Origin of the sequence: Pseudomonas sp. HOU2, assembly GCF_040729435.1 — a bacterium.
In the GTDB taxonomy this organism is placed as follows: domain Bacteria; phylum Pseudomonadota; class Gammaproteobacteria; order Pseudomonadales; family Pseudomonadaceae; genus Aquipseudomonas.
On the sequence record NZ_CP160398.1, the window covers coordinates 4517158 to 4541203 of the forward strand.

Annotated in this window: 22 protein-coding genes; 12 read left to right on the forward strand and 10 right to left on the reverse strand. The window is 60.2% G+C overall.

What is annotated here, in order from left to right; all coding sequences use genetic code 11:
* Position 1: 1 nt before the first annotated feature.
* The 5 genes from ABV589_RS20325 to ABV589_RS20345 all read left to right on the forward strand — a co-directional run bounded on the left by ABV589_RS20325 (position 2) and on the right by ABV589_RS20345 (position 5234).
* Positions 2-1306 carry a homoserine dehydrogenase gene (locus ABV589_RS20325; protein WP_367083260.1) on the forward strand — a complete coding sequence of 435 codons (1305 nt, stop codon included), beginning with the start codon at positions 2-4 and terminating at the stop codon, positions 1304-1306.
* Between the two features lie 66 nt (positions 1307-1372).
* Complete coding sequence (thrC, locus tag ABV589_RS20330) at positions 1373-2782, forward strand: threonine synthase (protein WP_367083261.1); 1410 nt, start codon at positions 1373-1375, stop codon at positions 2780-2782.
* Between the two features lie 119 nt (positions 2783-2901).
* The gene (locus ABV589_RS20335) at positions 2902-4254 is read left to right on the forward strand and encodes a transporter substrate-binding domain-containing protein (RefSeq protein WP_367083262.1); all 1353 of its coding nucleotides are present in this window, start codon (positions 2902-2904) and stop codon (positions 4252-4254) included.
* A 128-nt stretch (positions 4255-4382) separates the two neighbouring features.
* A complete protein-coding gene (locus ABV589_RS20340; RefSeq protein WP_367083264.1) occupies positions 4383-4790 on the forward strand; it encodes a response regulator in 408 nt (135 codons plus the stop codon).
* A 162-nt stretch (positions 4791-4952) separates the two neighbouring features.
* Positions 4953-5234: a DUF3509 domain-containing protein gene (locus tag ABV589_RS20345; RefSeq protein ID WP_367083266.1), complete on the forward strand. Its 282-nt coding sequence runs from the start codon at positions 4953-4955 to the stop codon at positions 5232-5234.
* Between the two features lie 175 nt (positions 5235-5409).
* On the opposite strand, the gene ABV589_RS20350 is transcribed toward ABV589_RS20345, so the two are convergent.
* Both ABV589_RS20350 and ABV589_RS20355 read right to left on the reverse strand, forming a co-directional pair.
* Positions 5410-6246, reverse strand: coding sequence for a TIGR02285 family protein (locus tag ABV589_RS20350; protein ID WP_367086220.1), 837 nt, complete (start codon positions 6244-6246; stop codon positions 5410-5412).
* Between the two features lie 70 nt (positions 6247-6316).
* Positions 6317-7516 carry a CaiB/BaiF CoA-transferase family protein gene (locus tag ABV589_RS20355; RefSeq protein WP_367083268.1) on the reverse strand — a complete coding sequence of 400 codons (1200 nt, stop codon included), beginning with the start codon at positions 7514-7516 and terminating at the stop codon, positions 6317-6319.
* Positions 7517-7662: 146 nt separating this feature from the next.
* On the opposite strand from ABV589_RS20355, the gene ABV589_RS20360 reads away from it, so the two are divergent.
* The 4 genes from ABV589_RS20360 to ABV589_RS20375 all read left to right on the forward strand — a co-directional run bounded on the left by ABV589_RS20360 (position 7663) and on the right by ABV589_RS20375 (position 12062).
* On the forward strand, positions 7663-8205 hold the full coding sequence (locus ABV589_RS20360; RefSeq protein ID WP_003222001.1) for a YaeQ family protein: 543 nt from the start codon (positions 7663-7665) through the stop codon (positions 8203-8205).
* A 55-nt stretch (positions 8206-8260) separates the two neighbouring features.
* Positions 8261-9970, forward strand: a complete 1710-nt coding sequence (recJ, locus tag ABV589_RS20365; RefSeq protein ID WP_367083270.1) for a single-stranded-DNA-specific exonuclease RecJ — start codon at positions 8261-8263, stop codon at positions 9968-9970.
* 363 nt (positions 9971-10333) lie between these two features.
* Positions 10334-11440 (forward strand): NADH:flavin oxidoreductase/NADH oxidase, encoded by a 1107-nt coding sequence (locus ABV589_RS20370; RefSeq protein WP_115986545.1) that lies wholly within the window; start codon positions 10334-10336, stop codon positions 11438-11440.
* A gap of 88 nt (positions 11441-11528) precedes the next feature.
* Positions 11529-12062, forward strand: a complete 534-nt coding sequence (locus ABV589_RS20375) for a GNAT family N-acetyltransferase (protein WP_367083272.1) — start codon at positions 11529-11531, stop codon at positions 12060-12062.
* A 125-nt stretch (positions 12063-12187) separates the two neighbouring features.
* On the opposite strand, the gene ABV589_RS20380 is transcribed toward ABV589_RS20375, so the two are convergent.
* Positions 12188-13816, reverse strand: a complete 1629-nt coding sequence (locus ABV589_RS20380) for a glucan biosynthesis protein D (protein WP_367083274.1) — start codon at positions 13814-13816, stop codon at positions 12188-12190.
* Positions 13817-14209: 393 nt separating this feature from the next.
* Here ABV589_RS20380 and ABV589_RS20385 point away from each other — a divergent pair, with 393 nt between their 5' ends.
* A complete protein-coding gene (locus ABV589_RS20385) occupies positions 14210-14395 on the forward strand; it encodes a hypothetical protein (RefSeq protein WP_003222012.1) in 186 nt (61 codons plus the stop codon).
* 163 nt (positions 14396-14558) lie between these two features.
* On the opposite strand, the gene ABV589_RS20390 is transcribed toward ABV589_RS20385, so the two are convergent.
* Entirely contained in the window at positions 14559-15071 is a 513-nt protein-coding gene (locus ABV589_RS20390) for a Bro-N domain-containing protein (RefSeq protein ID WP_367086221.1), read from the reverse strand.
* Positions 15072-15417: 346 nt separating this feature from the next.
* Between ABV589_RS20390 and ABV589_RS20395 the strand changes: the two genes are divergently transcribed.
* On the forward strand, positions 15418-15999 hold the full coding sequence (locus tag ABV589_RS20395) for a ComF family protein (RefSeq protein ID WP_367083276.1): 582 nt from the start codon (positions 15418-15420) through the stop codon (positions 15997-15999).
* A 5-nt stretch (positions 16000-16004) separates the two neighbouring features.
* The gene (locus ABV589_RS20400; protein WP_007967760.1) at positions 16005-16562 is read left to right on the forward strand and encodes a hypothetical protein; all 558 of its coding nucleotides are present in this window, start codon (positions 16005-16007) and stop codon (positions 16560-16562) included.
* A 58-nt stretch (positions 16563-16620) separates the two neighbouring features.
* On the opposite strand, the gene ABV589_RS20405 is transcribed toward ABV589_RS20400, so the two are convergent.
* The 6 genes from ABV589_RS20405 to ydcS form a co-directional block, all read right to left on the reverse strand.
* Complete coding sequence (locus tag ABV589_RS20405) at positions 16621-18105, reverse strand: amino acid permease (RefSeq protein ID WP_367083278.1); 1485 nt, start codon at positions 18103-18105, stop codon at positions 16621-16623.
* Positions 18106-18318: 213 nt separating this feature from the next.
* Positions 18319-19743 carry a gamma-aminobutyraldehyde dehydrogenase gene (locus ABV589_RS20410; RefSeq protein WP_367083280.1) on the reverse strand — a complete coding sequence of 475 codons (1425 nt, stop codon included), beginning with the start codon at positions 19741-19743 and terminating at the stop codon, positions 18319-18321.
* Between the two features lie 142 nt (positions 19744-19885).
* Positions 19886-20695 (reverse strand): ABC transporter permease, encoded by an 810-nt coding sequence (locus ABV589_RS20415; RefSeq protein ID WP_007967757.1) that lies wholly within the window; start codon positions 20693-20695, stop codon positions 19886-19888.
* Positions 20685-21620: an ABC transporter permease gene (locus tag ABV589_RS20420; RefSeq protein ID WP_123587132.1), complete on the reverse strand. Its 936-nt coding sequence runs from the start codon at positions 21618-21620 to the stop codon at positions 20685-20687. Before ABV589_RS20420 ends, ABV589_RS20415 begins: the two co-directional genes overlap by 11 nt.
* Before the next feature lies 1 nt (position 21621).
* Positions 21622-22659 carry an ABC transporter ATP-binding protein gene (locus ABV589_RS20425; protein WP_367083282.1) on the reverse strand — a complete coding sequence of 346 codons (1038 nt, stop codon included), beginning with the start codon at positions 22657-22659 and terminating at the stop codon, positions 21622-21624.
* A gap of 224 nt (positions 22660-22883) precedes the next feature.
* Complete coding sequence (ydcS, locus tag ABV589_RS20430; RefSeq protein ID WP_367083284.1) at positions 22884-24035, reverse strand: putative ABC transporter substrate-binding protein YdcS; 1152 nt, start codon at positions 24033-24035, stop codon at positions 22884-22886.
* Positions 24036-24046: the final 11 nt, after the last annotated feature.

Sequence of the window (24046 nt, forward strand, 5' to 3'; positions counted from 1 at the left end):
AGTGAATCCGGTCAAAGTAGGCATCTGTGGGTTAGGGACCGTCGGTGGCGGTACCTTCAACGTACTTCAGCGCAACGCCGAGGAAATTGCTCGTCGTGCCGGGCGTGGGATTGAAGTGGCACAAATTGCCACGCGCACGCCAAAGCCTCAGTTCCAGACGACCGGTATTGCGATTACCAACGATGTCTTCGAAGTGGCCACGAACCCTGAGATCGACATCGTCATAGAGCTGATGGGCGGCTACACCGTTGCCCGCGAGCTGGTACTCAAGGCCATCGAGAATGGCAAGCATGTGGTCACCGCGAACAAGGCACTGATTGCCGTTCACGGTAATGAGATTTTTGCCAAGGCACGCGAGAAAGGCGTGATCGTGGCGTTCGAAGCGGCTGTGGCCGGTGGCATTCCGGTGATCAAGGCGATCCGTGAAGGCCTGTCCGCCAACCGCATCAACTGGGTCGCCGGGATCATCAACGGCACCGGCAACTTCATCCTCACCGAAATGCGCGAGAGGGGTCGCACCTTCGAAGACGTGCTGGCCGAAGCGCAAGCGCTGGGCTACGCCGAAGCCGATCCGACCTTCGACGTCGAAGGCATCGATGCGGCGCACAAGCTGACGATTCTGGCGTCGATCGCGTTCGGCGTTCCGCTGCAATTCGACAAGGCTTACACCGAAGGCATCACCAAGCTGACCACCGCCGACGTGAATTACGCCGAAGCGCTGGGCTACCGAATCAAGCACCTCGGTGTGGCGCGCAGCACCGCTGCCGGCATCGAGCTGCGCGTGCACCCGACGCTGATCCCGGCCGATCGTCTGATCGCCAACGTCAACGGCGTGATGAACGCGGTGATGGTCAACGGTGACGCCGCCGGTTCGACGCTGTTCTATGGCGCCGGTGCCGGCATGGAGCCGACCGCTTCGTCGGTGATCGCCGACCTGGTGGACGTGGTTCGCGCCATGACTTCCGATCCGGAAAACCGCGTACCGCACCTGGCCTTCCAGCCGGATTCGCTGTCAGCGCATCCGATCCTGCCGATCGAAGCCTGCGAAAGCGCCTACTACCTGCGCATCCAGGCCAAGGACCATCCGGGCGTACTGGCTCAGGTGGCGAGCATCCTCTCGGAGCGCGGCATCAACATCGAGTCGATCATGCAGAAGGAAGTCGAGGAACACGACGGCCTGGTGCCGATGATCCTGCTGACCCACCGCGTGGTCGAGCAGCGTATCAACGATGCGATCGCCGCCCTCGAAGCCCTGGCCGGCGTGAATGGTCCGGTTGTGCGGATCCGCGTCGAGCACCTGAACTAAGTCGTTGGCCTGCAATGGCCCCGTGAAAGGGGCCACTGTTGTGCACACTCTCCATTGGAGTCAGTCATGCGTTACATCAGTACCCGCGGCCAGGCACCGGCCCTGAATTTCGAAGACGTCCTGCTGGCAGGTCTTGCCACCGACGGCGGTCTGTACGTCCCGGAAAACCTGCCACGTTTCACCCAGGAAGAAATCGCTTCCTGGGCCGGCCTGCCGTATCACGAGCTGGCTTTCCGCGTGATGCGCCCGTTTGTCACCGGCAGCATCCCGGACGCCGATTTCAAAAAGATCCTCGAAGAAACCTACGGTGTGTTCTCGCACAGCGCCGTTGCGCCGCTGCGTCAGCTCAACGGCAACGAATGGGTATTGGAGCTGTTCCACGGCCCGACCCTGGCGTTCAAGGACTTCGCCCTGCAACTGCTCGGTCGTCTGCTCGACTACGTGCTGGAAAAGCGCGGCGAGCGCGTGGTCATCGTCGGTGCCACCTCGGGTGACACCGGTTCGGCCGCCATCGAAGGCTGCAAGCACTGCGAAAACGTCGACATCTTCATCTTGCACCCGCACAACCGTGTGTCCGAAGTGCAGCGTCGGCAGATGACGACGATTGTCGGCGAGAACATCCACAACATCGCCATCGAAGGCAACTTCGATGACTGCCAGGAAATGGTCAAGAACAGCTTCGCCGACCAGAGCTTCCTCAAGGGCACGCGCCTGGTAGCGGTGAACTCGATCAACTGGGCGCGGATCATGGCCCAGATCGTCTACTACTTCCACGCAGCCCTGCAGTTGGGCGGCCCGGCGCGTTCGGTGGCGTTCTCGGTTCCGACCGGCAACTTCGGCGACATCTTCGCCGGTTATCTGGCGCGCAACATGGGCCTGCCGATCAACCAGTTGATCGTCGCCACCAACCGCAACGACATCCTGCACCGCTTCATGAGCGGCAACCAGTATGTCAAGGAAACCCTGCACGCTACGCTGTCGCCGTCGATGGACATCATGGTTTCGTCGAACTTCGAACGCCTGCTGTTCGACCTGCACGGTCGTAACGGCGCGGCGATTGCCGGGCTGATGGATTCGTTCAGGCAGGGCGGTGGTTTCAGCGTCGAGCAAGAGCGCTGGACCGAAGCCCGCAAGCTGTTCGACTCGCTGGCCGTGGACGATGCACAAACCTGCGAAACCATCGCCGAAGTCCACGCGCAGTGCGGCGAAGTGCTGGACCCGCACACCGCCATTGGCGTGCGTGCTGCCCGCGAATGCCGTCGCAGCCTGGACATCCCAATGGTGATCCTGGGCACTGCGCATCCGGTGAAATTCCCGGATGCCGTGGAGAAAGCGGGTGTAGGAAAAGCTCTCGAACTGCCTGCACATCTTTCTGATTTGTTTGAGCGAAACGAGCGCTGCACCGTTCTGCCAAACGAGCTGAAAGCCGTACAGGCCTTTGTCAGCCAGCATGGCAACCGCGGCAAGCCGCTGTAAGCCGAAAAAGCTGTCACATTTTGAAGCCCGTCTCCTGACGGGCTTTTTTGTTTGTGCTGCCACACTGCTCGGGTTTTCGCCCATGAAGGACGGGTGAGTCGATCTCGAAGGAAGTGGCAATGCTGTTTGAAAGAGGATGGAAACACACCCTGAAGCGGGTTTTTCTGCTGTACCTGTTGGTTGGCTGGCGCGTGGGTGTTGCGGCGCATCTGGCGCATGATGAAGAGCAATTGAACATCGGCACCGTCGTGCTGAATGAAGCCGAGCGGCAATGGGTTCGCGATAACCCGACGGTGATCGTGGCGGCGGAGCAGTACCCTTTGTACCTGTTTCTGGATGAGCATGGTCATTGGAGCGGCTTGAACAACGATGTGCTCAAACGCATCAGTGCCATGACCGGGTTGCAATTCGTTTACCGCGAGTCGTTTTCCACCGCGCAAATGCTCGAGCGCCTGGAGACCGGTGCCGCCGATATGAGCACGACCCTGGCGATGAATGATGAGCGCCGATTGAGTCTGGATTTCAGTCATGCCTTTGGCGGTGCCGGCTGGGTTTTTGTCGGCCGCGCCGGCGAGCCGGGGGTGCAATCGCTGGAGCAGTTGGCCAAACGGGTACTGGTATTGCCGGGTCGGCATGCCCTGGAGGGGGTGATCCGACGCGATTATCCGTCCATCGAATTACGTTCGGTGAAAACCTATGCCGAGGCGCGGGCGCTGGTCGAAAGCGGTGAGGCCTATGCCACCATCGAAAATGAAATCGGTGCGCAGCTCTATCCCTCAGGCCTGCTCCAGGTCGGCGAACTGCTGGAAGGCAAATGGGAAGCCGATCTTTTGGCGGTGCGCAGAGGCCAGCCGCAATTACTGAGCATTCTGAACAAGGCGCTCGAAGCGTTCCCGGCCTCCGAACTGCGAGCCATTCGCCTGAAATGGCTGGGCGGCATCGGGCCGAAACCGGCCGCCGCCGGTTGGCAGCACTGGCTCCGCTCAAGCTGCTGGGGGATGGTTTTGGTGGGGGGCTTTTGTGTGATGTCGCTGTTATGGAATCGGCGCATGGCGGCCGTGATCAAACAACATCGGGACGTGCAAGGCGAACTCGGCGATCAGTTGGTCTTCCAGCGCGCATTGATTGATGCCATGCCTGATCCGGTATTTGTCCGTGACCTGGAAGGGCGCCTGATCCTGTGCAACAAAAGTTACGAAGAGGCATTGTCGCTTCGCTTTGAGCAGGTGCAGGGATGCCGCTTGATCGACGTCGATGCGCTACCGCGAGCCACCGCCGACATGCTGCATGCTGAGTTCATGATTCAGTTGAGAACACGCAGGACCCGCTTCAGCCGACGCCGTTTGCAATTCAGCGATGGCAATCGGGAAATCTACCAGTGGACCGTCCCGTTCTACAGCGCCAATGGGGAATTGCGCGGTCTGCTCGGGGGCTGGACGGATATCACCCAGCGTGATGCGGCGGCGGGATAGTGTCCGCATCGATATAGGGAAATTTCCTATGTCACGCGCCTCTTTTTCCGATGGGGGACTGAAGGAGGCTGCCCTAAAGTGGGCAGCAACTGCGGACGCGTCCGCGATTGCCGTTTCCGAGGTCGCCCATGCGCTCGCTCAAAGTCCTGATTCTCGAACCTGATCCTTATCGAATGATGGCGTTGCACCAGATGCTCAACGCGGTCGGTATTTATGACGTACTCACGGCACCATCGCTGGCCTCGGCACGCAGCTCGCTGGAGCGGCGCACCCGGGTCGACATCGCGATCTGCGATCCGCAGCTGAAAGGCGGAGAAGGCCTGGCGCTGATCCGCCATCTGGCGACCGAACGGCAGGCCAGCGCGCTCATTCTGCTGGGGCGAGTAGCACCGGGTCTGCTGAGCGATCTCGAAAGCCTGCTGCACGAGCAGGCGTTGACGCTGCTGGGGCGCCTGCAGACGCCGGTCTCGGCCGTGCTGATGCGCGGGCTGCTGGACACCTACCTGCAAGCGGCAGCCCAGCCGGCGCGAGCTTGAGCCGACGGTTATGTTTCTGTCATCTTCACCGTGCATGCTCTGACAGACCGCTCACTGCTCCGGGAGCAGCGCGGTATTCAGAACTTTCTTCTCGGGCCGGTGGTCATTTATGGTGAACACGCCCCAGGCACAATGTTTTCGGACTATTGAGTGGAGATCGAGATGGAAAGTATCAGTCTATTGCTCGGTGAGGCTCTGAGCCCGTATCAGGTGACGTTGACCCCCCGCGGTGCCCATGGCGAGTGCCTGGTGACCTTGAGAAACAGCAGCGGCGCCCTCGTGGTGGAGCGCGAATTCAATCAGGCGCAGTTGAGCGACAAGCGCCTGCTGACCGATGTGGTCGACGGTTTGCACCGCGACGTCCTGATCGCCGAGGGGCGGCTGGAACCCTGTGTGATCGCGGCCTTGCGCAACGCAGCACTCGATAAGCGTGCAGCATTGTGAAGATGAAATATTTTTTGTGGGAACCTTCCTGCGTCCCCGTCAGTCAGACCCCATAACAGCAGGATCAAGCATTGTGCTCCGGTGCTTGTCGCTTGCTGCTACGGGTCTTTATGTAGACCGCGTTTAACCCCGAGTCGTCTCCCCACTTCTCGGGGTTTCTTTTTGCCCGCAGGTTTTATGGTGCGGCTTGCTGCTCGAAAAAAATCCGCGCCTGTTGCAGGTAATCCGTGCGCATTTCGGGGTCCAGCCAGTCGGCGTACGACTGGTTCATTTGCTCATGGGGCAGGGTACGCAGCAGTTGGTTGATCTCGCTGATCGCCTGACGGCCCTGGGGGGTATCGGAACACCCGACAAAGCCAGACAGATACTTGCCGGTGCCACGAATCGGATAGAACACCAGTTCATCTTCGGCAATTTGCGCCTGATGCGCCTGATAGCGGATCTCCGGCCAGTAACCCAACACTACTTGCAGACGCCCCAGGCGTTGCATCGACAGCAGGCTGCTCAGGGCGTCGTTGCCATAATGCGGCGTCAGCGCACCGTCCGGGGCCTGCTTGAGTAGCGTGTCGAGATACTCGCCGTAACTGCGCTCGGCGACCACTCCGACCTTGGTTTCGCCGTTGGCCAGAAATGCCGTCAGATCGACTTCACCGTCGATCAGGAACGGCGCCAGTACGTTGCGATCTTTCTGACGCACCACCAGACCATTACTGACAGCGCGAAACGCCGGGATAGAGAAGGCGATCCATTGTGTACGCTCCTTGCTCCAGATCAGCGAGGGGTCGCAAGTGAAGGACGGCTCGTGCAGCATCTGCATGCCACGGGCGCGATTGACCCGCATCAGCGTGTGTTCGTATTGCGGCATGCCGGCGATCAGCATCGGCAGCAGTTGATCGATCACGCCCTGGCCCTTTTTCGGGCCTTCGAAGATGGTCAGGGGCGGCAGATCGCGCAACAACCAGACCAGCGTGGGTTTGGCTTGCGCCCAGGCGGGCAGGGCGAGCAGAAACAACAGGCCGAACAGCCGCCACGTCCACCAGTGGTGAGCGCGGTTGGCGTCCGATGTCCGGTGATGTTTCAGGTTAAATAGCTCCGTCTGCGCGCAACCGGGCGATCTGCTGTTCGTCGTAGCCAAGATCGTGCAGTACCTGCGCATTGTGTTCACCGAGTTGCGGCCCGACCCATTCGGAAGTGCCCGGTGTCTCGGAGAGTTTCGGCACGATCCCCGGCATCTTGAAAGGCTTGCCGTCCGGCAGTTTCGCGTGCAGGAACATTTCCCGGGCCAGGTACTGCGGATCGCTGAACATGTCTTCGGCACTAAAGATCCGGCTGGCCGGTACTTCTGCCTGGTTGAGCAAATCGAGCACGCTTTGCAGCGGCAGCGAATTGACCCAGCGGTCGATCACCCCATACAACTCGTCGCGGCGGGTGTCGCGCCCGTCATTGCTCACCAGTGTCGGGTCGTTGGCCAGATCCTCGCGGCCGATGATCAGCATGAAGCGCTTGAAGATCGCGTCGCCATTGGCGCCGATCTGCACGTGCTTGCCGTCGGCGCTGGTGTGGATCGATGACGGCGTGATGCCTGGCATGATGTTGCCGGTGCGCTCGCGGATGAAACCGAACACGTCGAACTCCGGCACCATGCTTTCCATCATGGCGAAAATCGCCTCGTACAGCGCGACATCGACGACTTGGCCGAGACCGCCGTTGACCTCGCGATGACGTAGCGCCATCAGCGCACCGATCACGCCCCACAGCGCGGCAATCGAGTCGCCGATGGAGATCCCGGTGCGCACCGGGGGCCGGTCGTCGAAGCCGGTGATGTAGCGCAAGCCGCCCATGGATTCGCCGACCGCACCGAAGCCCGGTTGATCTTTCATCGGCCCGGTCTGGCCGAAGCCCGAGAGGCGCACCATCACCAGTTTCGGGTTCAGCGTGTGCAGGGTTTCCCAGCTCAGCCCGAGTTTTTCCAGCACGCCGGGGCGAAAGTTTTCGATCAGGATGTCGGCTTCGCCCAGCAGTTTTTTCAGGATCGCCAGACCTTCCGGATGCTTGAGGTTCAGCGTCAGCGACTTCTTGTTGCGCGCCTGAACGAACCACCACAGCGAGGTGCCTTCATACAATTTGCGCCACTTGCGCAGCGGATCACCGCCGTCGGGCGATTCGATCTTGATCACTTCGGCGCCGAACTCGCCGCAAATGCGCGAGGCGAACGGCCCGGCAATCAACGTACCCAATTCAATGACTTTCACACCGCTGAGCGGTTTGTTGGCGAACGGCATACTGAATCCTGTAGGACAAGGCTGAGCGGATACAGCGTTTTAACATAGCCGGCTGTCAGACGCCGCAGGTTGATCGCCATCAATTCGATGATTGCCTACCGCATCGGTTAGACTTGCCGACTTTCCTCGTATCAAGAAGCCCGTCCATGGCCCAGCCGTCTACCACCTACAAATTCGAACTGAACCTCACCGACCTCGACCGCAGCGTCTACGAGAGCGTCAAGCAGACCATCGCCCGTCACCCTTCGGAAACCGAAGAGCGCATGACCGTGCGGCTGCTGGCCTACGCCCTCTGGTACAACGAACTGCTGTCGTTTGGCCGTGGTCTGTCGGACGTGGATGAACCAGCGCTGTGGGAAAAAAGCCTGGATGACCGCGTTCTGCACTGGATCGAAGTCGGTCAGCCAGACGCCGATCGTCTGACCTGGTGCTCGCGTCGCACCGAACGCACCAGCCTGCTGGCCTATGGCAGTCTGCGCGTGTGGGAAGGCAAAGTGGTGCCGGTGGCAAAGAACCTGAAAAACGTCAACATCGCCGCCGTGCCGCAGGAAGTGCTGGAAACCCTGGCCAAGGACATGCCGCGTGTCATCAAGTGGGACGTGATGATCAGCGAAGGCACGATCTTCGTCACCGACGACCGCGGTCAGCACGAAGTCCAACTGGAATGGCTGGCAGGCGAGCGCGGCTGATCCCGCGCCGTCCGCTGATTAATCCCACGTACTCAAGAGAAGTTTCCGTTAGCCCATGCGTATTGATCCTCGCCCGTTGCCTGCCACGCTGCCGTTTCTCGGTGACCTGCCACCTTTGCTGACCCGTTTGTACGCGGCGCGGGGTGTGCAGTCCGAAGCGGAGCTGGATAAAAGTCTGGCGCGGCTGATTCCGTTTCAGCAGCTCAAGGGCATTGAGGCGGCGGTGGATCTGCTGGTGACGGCACTGGAGCAGCGTCAACGGATTCTGATCGTCGGCGACTTTGACGCCGATGGCGCGACGGCCAGTACGGTCGGCGTGCTCGGCTTGCGTCTGCTGGGCGCGGCGCATGTCGATTATCTGGTGCCGAACCGCTTCGAATACGGCTATGGCCTGACCCCGGAAATCGTCGAAGTCGCCCTGACCCGCGAGCCGCAGTTGCTGATCACCGTCGACAACGGCATCTCCAGCGTCGAAGGCGTGGCCGCCGCCAAGCGCGCAGGGCTGAAAGTCTTGATCACCGACCACCACTTGCCCGGTGATGAACTGCCGCTGGCCGATGCGCTGGTCAATCCGAACCAGCCCGGTTGCGAGTTTCCGAGCAAGGCGCTGGCCGGGGTCGGGGTGATTTTCTACGTGTTGATGGCCTTGCGCGCGCGCCTGCGCAATCTCGGCTGGTACGAGAGCAAGCCGCAGCCGAACATCGGCGAACTGCTGGATCTGGTGGCGCTGGGCAGCGTCGCCGACGTGGTGCCGCTGGACGCCAACAACCGGATTCTGGTGCATCAGGGCCTCGAGCGGATTCGCGCCGGGCGCGCACGGCCGGGGATCAAGGCGATTCTCGAAGTCGCCAAGCGTGACGCGGCGCGGATTACCTCCACTGATCTGGGCTTTATTGTTGGCCCGCGCCTGAACGCGGCGGGGCGCCTGGACGACATGAGCCTGGGTATCGAATGCCTGCTCACCTCCGACGCCAATCTGGCGCGGGAAATGGCCGCGCAACTGGACGGCATGAACCAGGACCGCAAATCCATCGAGCAGGGCATGCAGCGCGAGGCGCTGGCCCAGCTCAAGGATTTGCCGGTGGAGTCGATGCCGTTCGGCCTGTGCCTGTTCGATCCCGAATGGCACCAAGGGGTGATCGGCATTCTTGCCTCGCGGATGAAAGAGCGCTATTTCCGCCCGACCATTGCCTTCGCCGATGCCGGTGATGGCCTGCTCAAGGGCTCGGGGCGTTCGGTGCAGGGCTTCCACATTCGTGATGCCCTGAGCGTGGTGGCGGCGCAGCATCCAAACCTGATCGCCAAGTACGGTGGTCACGCGATGGCGGCCGGTCTGACCTTGCCGCAAGAGAATTTTCCGTTGTTCGCCGAGGCTTTCGATGCCGAAGTGCGTCGGCAACTTCGTGAAGAAGACCTGACCGGGCGGATGCTCACAGACGGTACGTTGGCGGTGGAGGAGTTCCATCTGGAACTGGCTCGCGCATTGCGTCATGCCGGGCCTTGGGGCCAGCATTTCCCGGAGCCACTGTTCCACGGCGTATTTCAGTTGGTCGAGCAGCGGGTGGTCGGCGAGCGGCATCTCAAAGTGGTGCTGAAAAGCGAGTGCGGTTCGGTGAAGCTCGACGGTATTGCCTTCGGTATCGACCGCGATGTGTGGCCGAATCCGACCATTCAGTGGGTCGAGCTGGCCTACAAGCTCGACGTCAACGAGTTTCGGGGCAACGAGACGGTGCAACTGATGATTGCCCACATCGAACCGCGCTGACCCCCTGAGGGCTTTTGTGGCGAGGGAGCTTGTCGAGTCGTCGCACCGTCCCGCTGGGCTGCGAAGCGGCCCCAGACCCTGCAAACGGGTTGCTACCGGAAAATTAAAGTGCAGGGTTTTACGACTGCTGCGCAGCCGAGCGGGAGCAAGCTCCCTCGCCACAGGTTCGGTGGCACTCATGGAAAACGTCTTGAACCCTCCCTCATCCCCGGTTGTCGACTAGGCTCTAAGCACTGCTTGATTGGCCTTGTGACGTCTTGTCGAATTTTTTGCCCGCGGGGGCGGGTGCTGCACCTTTTCCTGTCACTCGTCGACTTTTCAAACAGAACCCTGGAGCCTGCCCACTGATTTGAGAGGTGCCCCATGAGTCTGCTGCTCGAACCCTTTACCCTTCGCCAACTGACCCTGCCCAATCGCATCGCCGTCTCGCCGATGTGCCAGTACTCCAGCGTCGACGGTCTGGCCAACGACTGGCATCTGGTGCACCTGGGCAGCCGCGCAGTGGGCGGTGCCGGCCTGATTTTCACCGAAGCCACAGCGGTCACCGCCGACGGGCGCATCACCGCCGAAGACCTCGGTTTATGGAACGACGAACAGATCGAACCGCTGCAACGCATCACCCGCTTCATCACCGCTCAGGGCGCGGTTGCTGGCATTCAACTGGCGCACGCCGGGCGCAAGGCCAGCACCCATCGGCCATGGATCGGCAAACATGGCAGCGTCAAACCGGAGGATGGTGGCTGGACCCCGGTCGGACCCTCGCCAATTGCTTTCGACCCGCAACACACGCAACCGAAACAGCTCGATGAAGCGCAGATCGCCGAGGTCATCCAGGCCTTCGTTGCTGCGGCCAAACGCGCGTTGACCGCAGGTTTCAGCGTGGTCGAGGTGCATGCGGCCCACGGTTATCTGCTGCATCAGTTTCTGTCACCGCTGAGCAACCAGCGCCGCGATCAATACGGTGGGTCGTTCGAAAATCGTATTCGGCTAGTGTTGCAAGTTACCGAAGCCGTGCGCGAGGTCTGGCCGCAAGAGCTGCCGGTGTTTGTCCGGGTTTCGGCCACCGACTGGGTCGAAGATGGCTGGAACCCGGATGAAACCGTGGAGCTGGCGCGCCGCCTCAAGGCATTGGGAGCGGATCTGATCGATGTGTCGTCCGGCGGCACGGCGGCCAACGCCGAAATTCCCGTGGGGCCGGGTTATCAGACACGCTTTGCCGAACGGGTGCGCAAGGAGTCCGGCATCGCCACCGGCACCGTCGGCATGATTACCGAGCCGGCGCAGGCCGAGCACATTCTGCGCACCTGTCAGGCCGACATCATCTTCCTCGCCCGGGAGCTGCTGCGTGACCCGTACTGGCCGCTGCATGCCGACGATGATCTGGGTGGGCGCAAAGCGGTATGGCCGGCGCAGTATCAGCGCGCGACCCACCGTGATCAGCCGATTCACGAGTCTGATCTGCGCGATTGATTTCAGGTCTGGGTAACGTCTATAAACCCGCCATTGAACCGGCGGGTTTTTTCTTGCCTGCCGTTCGCGGATATCAGGGAAGACTGCCATGTTGATCGAACGAGAACTGAGCGAACACGACTTGCCATTGCTGGCACAGATCGACCGCAGCGAGCTGGTGGAGGAGTGCTATCGGCTGGAAAACGGTGAATTGATTCTGTATCCGGTGCATTTCGACATGCGAGGCTGGCCGGAAGGCGAAGCCGAAGAGAATGCGCTGACGCTGGCGCAGTGCTTGCGGCGCGGTGGCTGGTTATACGGGGTTTTCGATGGGCAGGCGCTGGTCGCGGCGGTCGTTGTGGATAACCGGGTTATGCACAATCAGGGGCTGAGCATGCGGCAGATGAAGTTTCTGCACATCAGCTGCGACTATCGGGGGCAGGGGCTGGGAGTGAAGTTGTTTGCGCTGGCCTGTGAGCAGGGGCGGCGGTTCGGTGCCGAGGCGTTGTATGTTTCAGCGACTGAATCGCGTAATACCGTGGAGTTTTATCAGCGTCAGGGTTGCCGGCTGGTTGATCAGGCGGATCCGGATTTATTCGCTCTGGAACCCTGCGATATCCATTTGTATTTGCCGCTGGCCTGACGGACGCCATCGCTGGCAAGCCAGCTCCCACAATGGTCGGTGTCGATCACGAAATTTGTGGACGGCGCCGAACTTGTGGGAGCTGGCTTGCCAGCGATGAGGTCCGATCAGACGCTAGACAACCTTCAAGGATACTTGCGCTTGTCCGGCGCCGGCGGGAAGTACTGGTACAACCAGGTCTCGCTCAACGTGCGGTCATTGGTGCGGATGAACAGGCGCAGTTCCACCGGCTCGACACTGTCGCTGGTCGGGTACCAGTCGAACAGGATCCGGTAGCCCTTGATGTCATCGAGCACCAGCACGCTGAAGTCTTGCACCTTGCCGTTGGAGCAAGTGACCACCGGTTCGATCCCGGTGCCCTGCGGCAGGCGATCCAGGCCGCCACCGGTAAAGTCCACGGCAAAACGTCGCGCCCAGACCGGCGGGTAATGCTCGCCCGGTGCCCAGCCTTCGACGAAGCCACCCATGCCCGAACGGGTCGCATGCACTCGCGCCAGCGGTGTGCCGACTGGCGGTAGGGCGCTCCAGTAGAGTTTGTAGCCGTAGTTCAGCGAGTCGCCAGCGGCCACCGGTTTCTTCGGCGTCCAGAACGCGACGATGTTATCGAGGGTTTCGCCGGTGGTAGGAATTTCCAGCAGATCGATGGAGCCTTCGCCCCACGCGGTTGTAGGCTCGACCCACAGGCTCGGGCGTTTGCTGTACCAGTCGACAGTGTCCTGATAGTTGGCGAACTCGTGGTCGGTCTGCACCAGACCGAAGCCCTTCGGATCGGTGTCGGCGAACGCGTTGAACTGCAGGGTCGCCGGGTTGTTCAGCGGACGGCAGATCCACTCGCCGTTGCCGCGCCACATCGCCAGGCGATCAGAGTCGTGGATCTGCGGGTGAATGGTGTCGCACATGCGGCGTTCGTGGGTGCCGCAGCTGAACATACTGGTCATCGGCGCGATGCCCAGTTGTTCGATGGCGGTACGCGCGTTGATGTGGGCGTCGATTTCCATCACCACGCGCTCGGCCTGGCAATCGATGTCGAAGCGGTAGGCACCGGTGGCGCTCGGCGAGTCGAGCAGGGCGTAGACCACAAAACGCGTGGCGTTCTGCTCCGGAGTCTCGAACCAGAACTTGGTGAAGTCGGGGAATTCTTCGCGCTTCTTCGCGTAAGTGTCGACGGCCAGACCGCGAGCGGAGAGGCCATATTGGCCAGTCGCGTCCACCGCGCGGAAATAGCTGGCGCCGAGGAACGACACCACGTCATGGCGATCCAGCTCCGGCGCCTTGAACAGCTTGAAGCCGGCAAACCCCAGGTCGCCCTTGAGCTGCTGGGTGTCCACCGAGGTGTTCTCGTAATTGAACAGGGTCGGGCGGAAATGCACTTCGCGGGCCGTGCGGGTCTTGGGATCGACGCTGTACATGCGCACCGGCTGGCGGAAACCCATGCCGACGTGGAAGAACTGCACGTCCAGTTGACCCTTGTTTTCCTTCCACAGCGAATGATCGCCGTCGTAGCGGATCGCGTTGAAGTTCTGCGGGGTCATGGTCGCCAGAGTCGGCGGCAGCACCTGTTTGGTGTCCTGATAGGCCGAGCCGGCCAGTTGCTTGGCCTGACGCTTGAGCGCTTCGAAGTCGAAGGCCTGCGCTTCACCATCGGCGGCGCCACCATTGGCGGCCCAGGCACGGGCGGCCAGCAGGCCGGAAGCCGAGAGACCGGTGTAAGCCGCAATGGCCATCGACGCTTTGAGCAAATTCCTGCGGTGCATAAATACAACCTGTCGTGAGCAATCCCGCGCCTTTCCTGGCACGTGCTGGATCAGAAATAACGGTTCGGACAAGCCTTCGGCCAAACGCAACGGACTATAAACAGATGCCGGCTAGCTTAAACGGTTCGCTCGCCGAGCAAAATTCGTTGATACGCGGTGACAGAGTGTCAATGAAACAAGACATGTCGGTTAAATGTCTGACGGCACTTTCTGATTTACAGGGCATATCTGCTTTTCTCGACTAATTACTCTAAAAACCGCTTTTCAGCGCCGATTAAATTTCTATTCTATGGGCATGGCCGGCACGACCGGCAGGGCACAGGCGCTGCTGTAAGGGGCAGGGCGATGTGGTGATCAAGCAATTCTTCGAAGTATCAGAGAAGGACATCGTCCATGGCAAAAATTCAAGGCATCGCCGAAATGCTCGGCATCTTTCCCTGCCTCGGCAGCGGGCGCAGAAGACGTCGATTGAGTTCTGAAGAGCTGAAGCTGGTGGAGCGTTATCGCGAGTTGTCGGAGAGTGACCGGATAGCGATGCGGTATCTGGTGGATGCGATGCGCAGTGTTTCGCGGTTTTAACGGCGCGTAAGAGTGTGGCGAGGGAGCTTGTCGAATCGTCGCACCGTCCCGCTGGACTGCGCAGCAGTCCCCTGCTTTTTGTAGAGGGGCCGCTGCGCGACCCAGTGGGACGGTGCGACGATTCGACAAGCTCCCTCGCCACAGGTTTTTTGTTAGATGGGCTTCAGCTACAGGTTCCGAGCACCGGATACGGCTGCTGGCCGTGCATCAACTCCGGCACGTCACGCCATTTGACCCACGCCTGTTGCTGCCAGTGCAGCAGCGGCACAGTGACGCCAGCCCAGTTCACCGAACTCAGGCTCGGGCAGTTCTCCAGAGATACCGCGCTGGTTTCGCGCAACATCGGAATCACTTCATGGCTCAGCCATTGGCGCAGGTTGCGGTTTTCCGGAACGAAGTGATGAACGAGCAGTGCGAACAGGCCGGATTCGCTGACCATCGCGCAATCGATAATTTCGCCATCCCGACGCAGGAGGACATGGCGGCGCTGATCGGGATCGAGTTTCAGGGTGAGGCGTTCGTTTAGCGGATAGCCCATCAGGCGACCTAGATCCTGAACGCAGAACCAGGCTTCGTGGTCTTGCATGAAGGCGTGGAGGAAGCGGTTGTGGCGCGTGAAGACGGTGGGGGTGAAGTGAGGAAAGTTTTCAGAGGTGTTTTTGATTTGTTTAGGCATTTGTCGACTCCAATATTCAGAATAGAGCCGCCACTCAAATGAGCGCGGTTGCGCCATGTTGATTTTGTTCCGGCTTCGACACCGGGCTGCTGATTTCACAGCCGGAAAGAAGACTATCTCCCGGATGCTCTCCGCGCCAAGTCTGCGCTATCGACACTAACTGTAGGAAACGGAGCTTTTTCAGGAGGGCTGCGTCTGTAGGAGATGCCTGTTTTTGCACTGGCGCCAGTGAAACGACCCCTAACCAGTGTTTTTTCCGCTATTTGTTTGAATCTCGCGCATCGCTACAGATGCTCGGCCCTTGGTTTCAGGGCTCAAAAGATTGTTATGAATACTGGAGAATTCAATGAAGGTATCCCTCAAACAGATCAATGGACCTTGGGATCAGGGCTGGGTGCTGGACAAACACATGGTAAGTAGTACCTTTCTTGGCAACGATGATCGCGGGCATCCATGCTTCGATAACCAGCGCACCGAGATCGGCGAAGCGACCTACCAGCTCAAATACCAGAAGGATTGGACTCAGGTCGACCCACTCGCCCAAGCGGTAGCGACAAATGTGTTCCCAAAACTGGATCAGGTCGGATTTGTAGTACCTATGCCTGCTTCAAATATTCGTCAGCGACAACCGGTAACCGAGGTTGCCCTGGCGTTGGGACAAATTACTGGGCTGCCGGTTTTCTCTGATTTGCTTCGGAAAGCGGCCACTGGAAAATCGCTCAAGGATTTGCACTCCAAAGCAGACAAGGTTGCTGCGATTGGAGACAGTTTCAGCGTCAATGACGAAATCACCACGGATGGGCGCTGGAATGTTTTGGTTGTAGATGATCTGTTTGATAGCGGGGCGTCGATGGACGCGGCCTGCGCTGTTTTGCGTAAATATCCCAAGGTAGGGAAGATTTACGTAGCGGCGCTAACTTGGAAGTGAACTCAATGACGACTGTATTTATTGCTGGCTCTATCAACATCAAGAACCTTGATCCGAAGGTTAAAGAGCGTATCAATAATATCGTTGCGTCCGATTTTGAGGTGGTGGTGGGTGATGCAGGTGGCGCCGACACCTCCATTCAGGAGTATCTGCTCAGTCTTGAGCGATCCAGAACCACGGTGTTCTGCAGCGGTTCGGCACCGAGGAATAACCTTGGGAAATGGCCCGCCAGAACAGTCGACTCCAAACACTCCAAAGGGTCGAGAGCCTTCTTCACCGAAAAAGACGTGGTGATGGCTGAAGCGGCTGATTACGGCTTGATGATCTGGGATGCAAAGAGCACCGGTACGCTCAGCAACGTCATTGAACTGTTATCGAGAAAGAAGAAATCGCTTGTCTTCGTCAACAAGGAAAAGGAATTCAAAGTGGTCGGAGACGTCAGTCAGCTCGAAGAGTTGATTGCATTCATGTCCGATCACGCCAGGCAAAAAGCCAATGAAAAAATCAGGTTGTTCGATCGTATTTCCTTGCTGAAGCACGATCAGGCAGAGCTTTCTTTTTGATGTTTTTTCTCGGCCTTCCTGAACCCCGGCACCTTGTCGGTGCCGGGATGGCAGGTTCTTAGCGACTCACCTTCCACGCATCCCCAGCCGGCGCCTTCCCATGGTCATACGGCTTGCCAATCCACATATAAGCCAACCCCAATCCAATCACGATGGCCGTGCTCAGCACCATCGCATAGTTCACGTACCACGCCGCATCCGGCGTACGTGGCCAGGCCATGTTGATGATTGCGCCAACGCCGTACACCAGCGCGCCGATGTTCACCGGCCAGCCCCAGGCGCCGAGGGTGAATTTGCCGCTGGGTTTCCAGCCTTTGCTGCGTGCATACAAAGCGGCCAGCACGATCATCTGGAACGCGAGGTAGATGCCGATGGCGGCGAAGCTGACGATGGTGGCCACGGCGTCTTGCAGGAAGAAGCCGAGGGCGATGATCAGGGCGGGCAGGACACCGGAGACGAACAGCGCGGCAACCGGCACCTGGGTGGTAGGAGAAATCTTTTTCAGCAGTCGGCTGCCGATGACCATTTCGTCGCGAGCGTAGGAGTACAGCAGACGGCTCGCCGCAGCCTGCAGGCTGATGACGCAGGAGATGAAGGAAATCATCACTACGCCCATCACCACTTTCGAGCCGATCGGGCCGAAGGCATTGTTGAGGATGGTGGTGACCGGGTCCTTGTCGGTGCCGTTGATCACCGCTTGCATGTCCGGCACGGCGAGGATCAGCGCCAGGCAGGCGAACATCGCCGCGATGCCGCCGATGTAGATGGTCATGCGCATGGCCACCGGGATTTTTGCGCTCGGGTTCGGAGTTTCTTCGGCGACGTCGCCGCAGGCCTCGAAGCCGTAGTAGAGGAACATCCCGGCCAGCGAAGCGGTGAGGAAGGCTGGCAGGTACGAGCCGTCGACGCGGATGTCGAAGGTGTTGAACAGCACGCTCAACGGCTGATGACGTTCGAAGATCAGCAGGTACACGCCGACGATCACCGCACCGACCAGTTCGCAGAGGAAGCCGAACATCGCGATGCGCGCCAGCACTTTGGTGCCGCTCAGATTGACCAGCGTGGCGAACAAGGTCAGCACCAGCGCGATGACGATGTTGGTGTTGTTGCTCGGTTCAAACCCGAGCATCGCCGCCAGATACGGGCCGGCACCGACAGCCACCGCAGCAATGGTCACGCACAGGGCGATGGAGTAGATCCAGCCGACCATCCATGCCCATTTCTTGCCGACCAGACGCCGCGCCCATGGATAAACGCCACCGGAAATCGGGAACTGCGAGACCACTTCGCCGAAGATCAGGCACACCAGCAACTGGCCGAAACCGACCAGCAAGTAAGCCCAGAACATCGGTGGCCCGCCGGCCGCGAGGCACAGGCCGAACAGGGTATAAACCCCTACGACCGGTGACAGATAAGTGAAGCCCAGCGCGAAGTTTTCCCACAGGCTCATGCTGCGGTTGAAGTTCGAGGTGTAGCCGAGTTTGCGCAGTTGTTCGGCATCGCTGTCGGCAACGGCGGCCGAGAGTTCGGGTGAGGCACTCATGGGTGTTTGCTCCGGGAAATCGGCAGATTTCGGATGGCCGAGGCCGTGGCGGGGCTTTGCGGGCGCCGCCCGGGTCGGTGGTTATTGTTTTGGGATCCTGGTGGTGCGTAATGCCGGTTTCCTTCCTGAAACCGAGGTGACGCCATCGCTGGCGAGCCAGCTCCCACAAGAGCTGCACTGAACCTTGTGGGAGCTGGCTTGCCAGCGATGCTTTTAGTGCTTGAACATCACATGCCGAACCGTGGTGTAGTCCTCGAGCCCGTACATGGACATGTCCTTGCCGTAGCCGGACAATTTCTGACCGCCATGGGGCATTTCGCTGACGAGCATGAAGTGCGTGTTGACCCAGGTGCAGCCGTACTGCAACCGCGCGGACAAGCGATGGGCGCGTCCGACATCCGCCGTCCACACCGAGGAGGCGAGGCCGTAGTCGGAATCGTTGGCCCACTCCAGCGCCTGCGCTTCATCGGTGAATTTGGTCACCGACACCACCGGCCCGAACACCTCGCGGCGAACGATCTCGTCATCCTGTTGCGCGTCGGCCAGCACCGTCGGTTCGAAGAAGAAACCGTTGCCTTCCACAGCCTTGCCGCCGGTGATCAAGCGAATGTGCGACTGCGCCACGGCGCGTTCGACGAAAGCGGCGACGCGGTCGCGATGTTGCGCGGTGATCAGCGGTCCCAACTCGGTCGACGGATCATCCTGCAAGCCATACTTGATGCTGCTGACCGCCGCGCCAAGCTTCTCGACAAACTTGTCGTAAATGCCCTGCTGCGCGTAGATCCGGCACGCGGCGGTGCAGTCCTGCCCGGCGTTGTAGAAACCGAAGGTGCGAATGCCTTCCACCGCTGCATCGATATCGGCGTCGTCGAAGATGATCACCGGCGCCTTGCCGCCCAGTTCCATGTGCATGCGTTTGACGCTGTCGGCGGTGCTGGCAATGATGTTGGCGCCCGTAGCGATGGAGCCAGTCAGCGAGACCATGCGCACTTTCGAATGCGTGACCAACGGGCTGCCGACGGTAGGACCGCGACCGAACACCAGATTGAGTACGCCTGCCGGGAAGATTTCCGACGCCAGTTCGGCCAGACGCAACGCGGTCAGCGGGGTTTGTTCTGACGGCTTGAGCACCACGGTATTACCGGCGGCCAGCGCCGGGGCAATTTTCCAGGCGACCATCATCAACGGGTAGTTCCACGGCGCGATGGACGCGATCACGCCCACCGGGTCGCGGCGGATCATCGAAGTGTGGCCTGGCAGGTATTCGCCACCGGCCGAACCGCTCATGCAACGGCTGGCGCCGGCGAAGAAACGGAACACATCGGCAATCGCCGGGATCTCGTCGTTGAGTGCGGCGCTGTAGGGTTTGCCGCAGTTGTCGGATTCGAGTTTCGCCAGTTCCTCGCCATGGGCTTCGATGGCGTCGGCAAGTTTGAGCAGCAGCAGCGAGCGGTCCTTCGGCGCGGTTTGCGACCACTCGGCAAAGGCATTGTCGGCGGCGCGCACGGCGGCATCGACCTGGGCCTCGCTGGCTTCGTTGATTTCCACCAGCACACTGCCGAGCGCCGGGTTGAGCACCGGTTGGGCGGGGCCTTCGCCGTTGACCAGATGGCCGTTGATCAAGAGTCTGGTTTGCATGTCTGTTGTCCTCACTAACACTTTTATTGTTCTGTCGAAACCGAACCCCTGTAGGAGCTGCCGAAGGCTGCGATCTTTTGATCTTGATCTTCAAAAACAACATCAAAAGATCGCAGCCTTCGGCAGCTCCTACAGGGAGGATTTATTTACCGCCACTGCCCGCGACGCTCTCACCACCCCGGGTCAGGTAATACGCCCCGAGAATCGGCAACATGGTCACCATCATCACCAGCATGGCGACGACATTGGTCACCGGCACATCCCGTGGGCGGCTCAGTTGATTGAGCAGCCACAACGGCAAGGTGCGTTCGTGGCCAGCGGTGAAGGTGGTGACGATGATTTCGTCGAACGACAGCGCAAACGCCAACATGCCACCGGCCAGCAGCGCCGAGCCGAGGTTCGGCAGGATGATGTAGCGAAAGGTCTGCCAGCCGTCGGCGCCGAGATCCATCGAGGCCTCGATCAGGCTGTGCGAGGTGCGGCGCAGGCGGGCGATGACGTTGTTGTAGACGATCACCACGCAGAACGTCGCGTGACCGACGATGATGGTGAACATCCCCGGCTCGATCCCCAGCGTCTTGAACGTTGCCAGCAGCGCGATCCCGGTGATGATCCCCGGCAGCGCAATCGGCAAAATCAGCATCAGCGAAATGCCCTGCTTGCCGAAGAAATCGCGGCGGTACAACGCGGCGGAAGCCAAGGTGCCGAGCACCATCGCAATCAAGGTGGCGATGGCCGCGATCTGCAGCGAGAGCTTGATCGCCTCCAGCACATCCGGCCGCGAAAACGCCACACTGAACCAGTGCAGTGTGAAGCCCTTCGGCGGAAAGCTGAACGCGGCTTCCTCGGTGTTGAAGGCGTAAAGAAAGATGATCAGGATCGGGAAGTGCAGAAACACCAACCCGCCCCAGGCTGCAATGCGCAAACCCAATGAAGCCTTTTCAGAGTGCATCGAAGGCCCCCAGACGTTTGACGATGGACAGATAAACCGCGATCAACACAATTGGCACCAATGTGAACGCTGCCGCCATCGGCATGTTGCCGATCGCACCTTGCTGCGCGTACACCATGCTGCCGACGAAGTAGCCCGGCGGGCCGACCAGTTGCGGCACGATGAAATCGCCCAGGGTCAGGGAAAAGGTGAAGATCGAACCGGCCGCAATTCCGGGCACCGACAGCGGCAAGATCACCTGCATGAAGGTCTGACGCGGCTTGGCGCCAAGGTCGGCAGAAGCCTGCAACAGCGACGGCGGCAAGCGCTCCAGCGAGGCCTGAATCGGCAGAATCATGAACGGCAGCCAGATGTAGACGAACACCATGAACCGTCCCAGATGCGAGGTCGACAGGGTGCTGCCGCCCACCCCGGGAATCCCCAGAATGAACTGCAACACTGGCTCCAGTCCCAGGTGCTGGACGAACCATTGCGCGACGCCACCCTTGGCCAACAGCAACGTCCAGGCGTAGGCCTTGACGATGTAACTGGCCCACATCGGCATCATCACCGCGATGTAGAAAAACGCCTTGGTCTTGCCGGTAGTGTAGCGCGCCATGTAATAGGCAATCGGGAAGGCGACGATGGCGCTGGCGATCGACACGACGATGGCCATGCTCAGCGTGCGCAGGATGATGTCGAAGTTCGACGGCTGAAACAGCGCGGCAAAATTCGCCAGCGTCAGGTCAGGGGTGACCGCCATGGTGAAGTCGTCAAAGGTGTAGAAACCCTGCCACAGCAGCACCAGCAGCGAGCCGAGATAGATCGCGCCAAACCACAGCAGTGGCGGCACCAGCAGCAGCGACAGGTACAGATTCGGCTTGCGGTAGAGCAGGTTGGAAAACCGCCGCAGCGGCGGTGCTTGAGTCATCGCGAGCGTGCTCATTTCACACCCCGCTCGCCACAGTGTCGTGCAGCGCAATCATCGCTTCCCGCGCCCAGCGTGCGCTCAGGCGCTGGCCGGTCTGGTGCTGCGCGCTGCTGTCGATCCACTGATTGTTGGCGTGGCTGATGCTCAGGGTCTGGCCGTTTTCCAGTTTCAATTCATAGCGTGTGGCGCTGCCCTGATACTGGATGTCGTGGAGCAGACCACTGACTTCGATTTCGTGACTGGCGAGCGGGCCTTCAGCGAAACGCACGTGCTCGGGGCGAATCGAAAACGGCTGCGGATGACCGCTGATTTGTCGGGCGAGATCGCCACGAATCACATTCGAAGTGCCGACGAATTCGGCGACGAACGTGGTGGTCGGTTTCATGTACAGGTTGCGCGGGCTGTCGACCTGTTCGATGCGGCCCTTGTTGAATACAGCGACGCGATCGGACATCGACAGCGCCTCGGTCTGGTCGTGAGTGACGAAGATGAAGGTGATGCCGAGCTGGCGTTGCAGCTTCTTCAGTTCACTCTGCATCTGCTCGCGCAGTTTCAGGTCGAGCGCGCCCAACGGTTCATCGAGCAACAGCACGCGCGGGCGATTGACCAGAGCCCGGGCGAGGGCGACGCGCTGGCGTTGACCGCCGGACAACTGCACCGGTTTGCGTGCGCCATAACCACCGAGGGCGACCATGTCCAACGCCTCTTCGGCGCGCTTGTGGCGTTCGGTTTTGCTCACACCCTTGACCTTCAAACCGTAGGCGACGTTGTCCAGCACGTTCATGTGCGGGAACAGCGCGTAATCCTGGAAGACCGTGTTCACGTCGCGTTGATACGGCGGCAGACCGGCGGCTTCAGCGCCGTGAATGCGGATCGAGCCGGCGCTCGGTTGTTCGAATCCGGCGATCAGGCGCAGGCAGGTGGTCTTGCCCGAGCCGGAAGGACCGAGCATGGAAAAGAACTCGCCGTCCTGGATGTCGATGGAAACCCGGTCAACGGCCTTCACTTCGCCGAACTGCCGGGAAACGTTGGTGAACTGGACTGCAAGCGTCATGGTGCGGTGCTCCCAAAAGGCGTGGGCCGTCGCAGCGGTCCTCGCCTGGACTTCTGAAAAAACTGAATCCTGTTGCTTTTGTGGCGAGGGAGCTTGCTCCCGCTGGAGTGCGCAGCACTCCCAATTGGCCATGTGCGATTTGACTGGCAGACCGCATTGACAGGTCTTGGGGTGGCTTCGCCACCCAGCGGGAGCAAGCTCCCTCGCCACAGGTGAGCGGCTTGTCAGCGGCCGCCCATGATCGCGATGTAGTCCTGAGTCCAGCGGCTATAAGGCACGAACTTGCCGCCCTCGGCCTGCGGGGTTTTCCAGAAGGCGATCTTGTCGAATTGGTCGAAACCGTTGGTCTTGCAGCCTTCGGCGCCGAGCAGTTCGCTCTCCTTGCACGCGGCTGGTACGGCCGGCAACGAGCCGAACCACGCTGCCACGTCACCCTGGACTTTCGGCTGCAGCGACCAGTCCATCCATTTGTACGCGCAGTTCGGGTGCTTGGCCTCGGCGTGCAGCATGGTGGTGTCGGCCCAGCCGGTGGCGCCTTCTTTCGGGATGGTCGAAGCGATCGGCTGCTTCTCGTTGATCAGGCCGTTGACCTGATACGGCCAGGCGCTCGATGCCACCACACCTTCGTTCTTGAAGTCACTCATCTGTACCGTGGTGTCGTGCCAGTAGCGGTGGATCAATGGCTGCTGCGCGCGCAGCAGATCGAGCACAGCCTTGTACTGCGCTTCGGTGAGTTGATACGGATCCTTGATCCCCAGCTCAGGTTTGGCGGTCTTCAGGTACAGCGCCGCGTCGGCGATGTATATCGGGCCGTCATAGGCCTGCACGCGACCCTTGTTCGGTTTGCCATCGGGGAAATTCTGCGCGTCGAACAATACGTTCCAGCTGGTCGGCGGCGTCTTGAACACGTTGGTGTTGTACATCAGCACGTTCGGGCCCCACTGGTACGGGGTGCCGTAGGTCTGCTTGTTGACCACATACCACGGCGCATCTTTGAGGCGTGGGTCGAGGGTGCTCCAGTTCGGGATCAACGCGGTGTTGATCGGTTGCACACGCTTGCCGACGATCAACCGCAGCGAGGCATCACCGGACGCGGTCACCAGGTCGTAACCGCCCTTGGCCATCAGACTGACCATCTCGTCGGAGGTGGCGGCAGTCTTCACGTTGACCTTGCAGCCGGTTTCCTTCTCGAAACCGCTCACCCAGTCGTAGGCCTTGTCACTCTCGCCACGTTCGATGTAACCCGGCCAGGCGACAATATCCAGCTGACCTTCGCCGGCGCCGACGGCTTTCAGCGGCTCGGCAGCTTGCAGGCTGGCGCTGGCCAGAAGGGCTGTGGTGATTGCACTGAACAGTGCGGTCTTGTGCACGAACATGGTTGAACCCT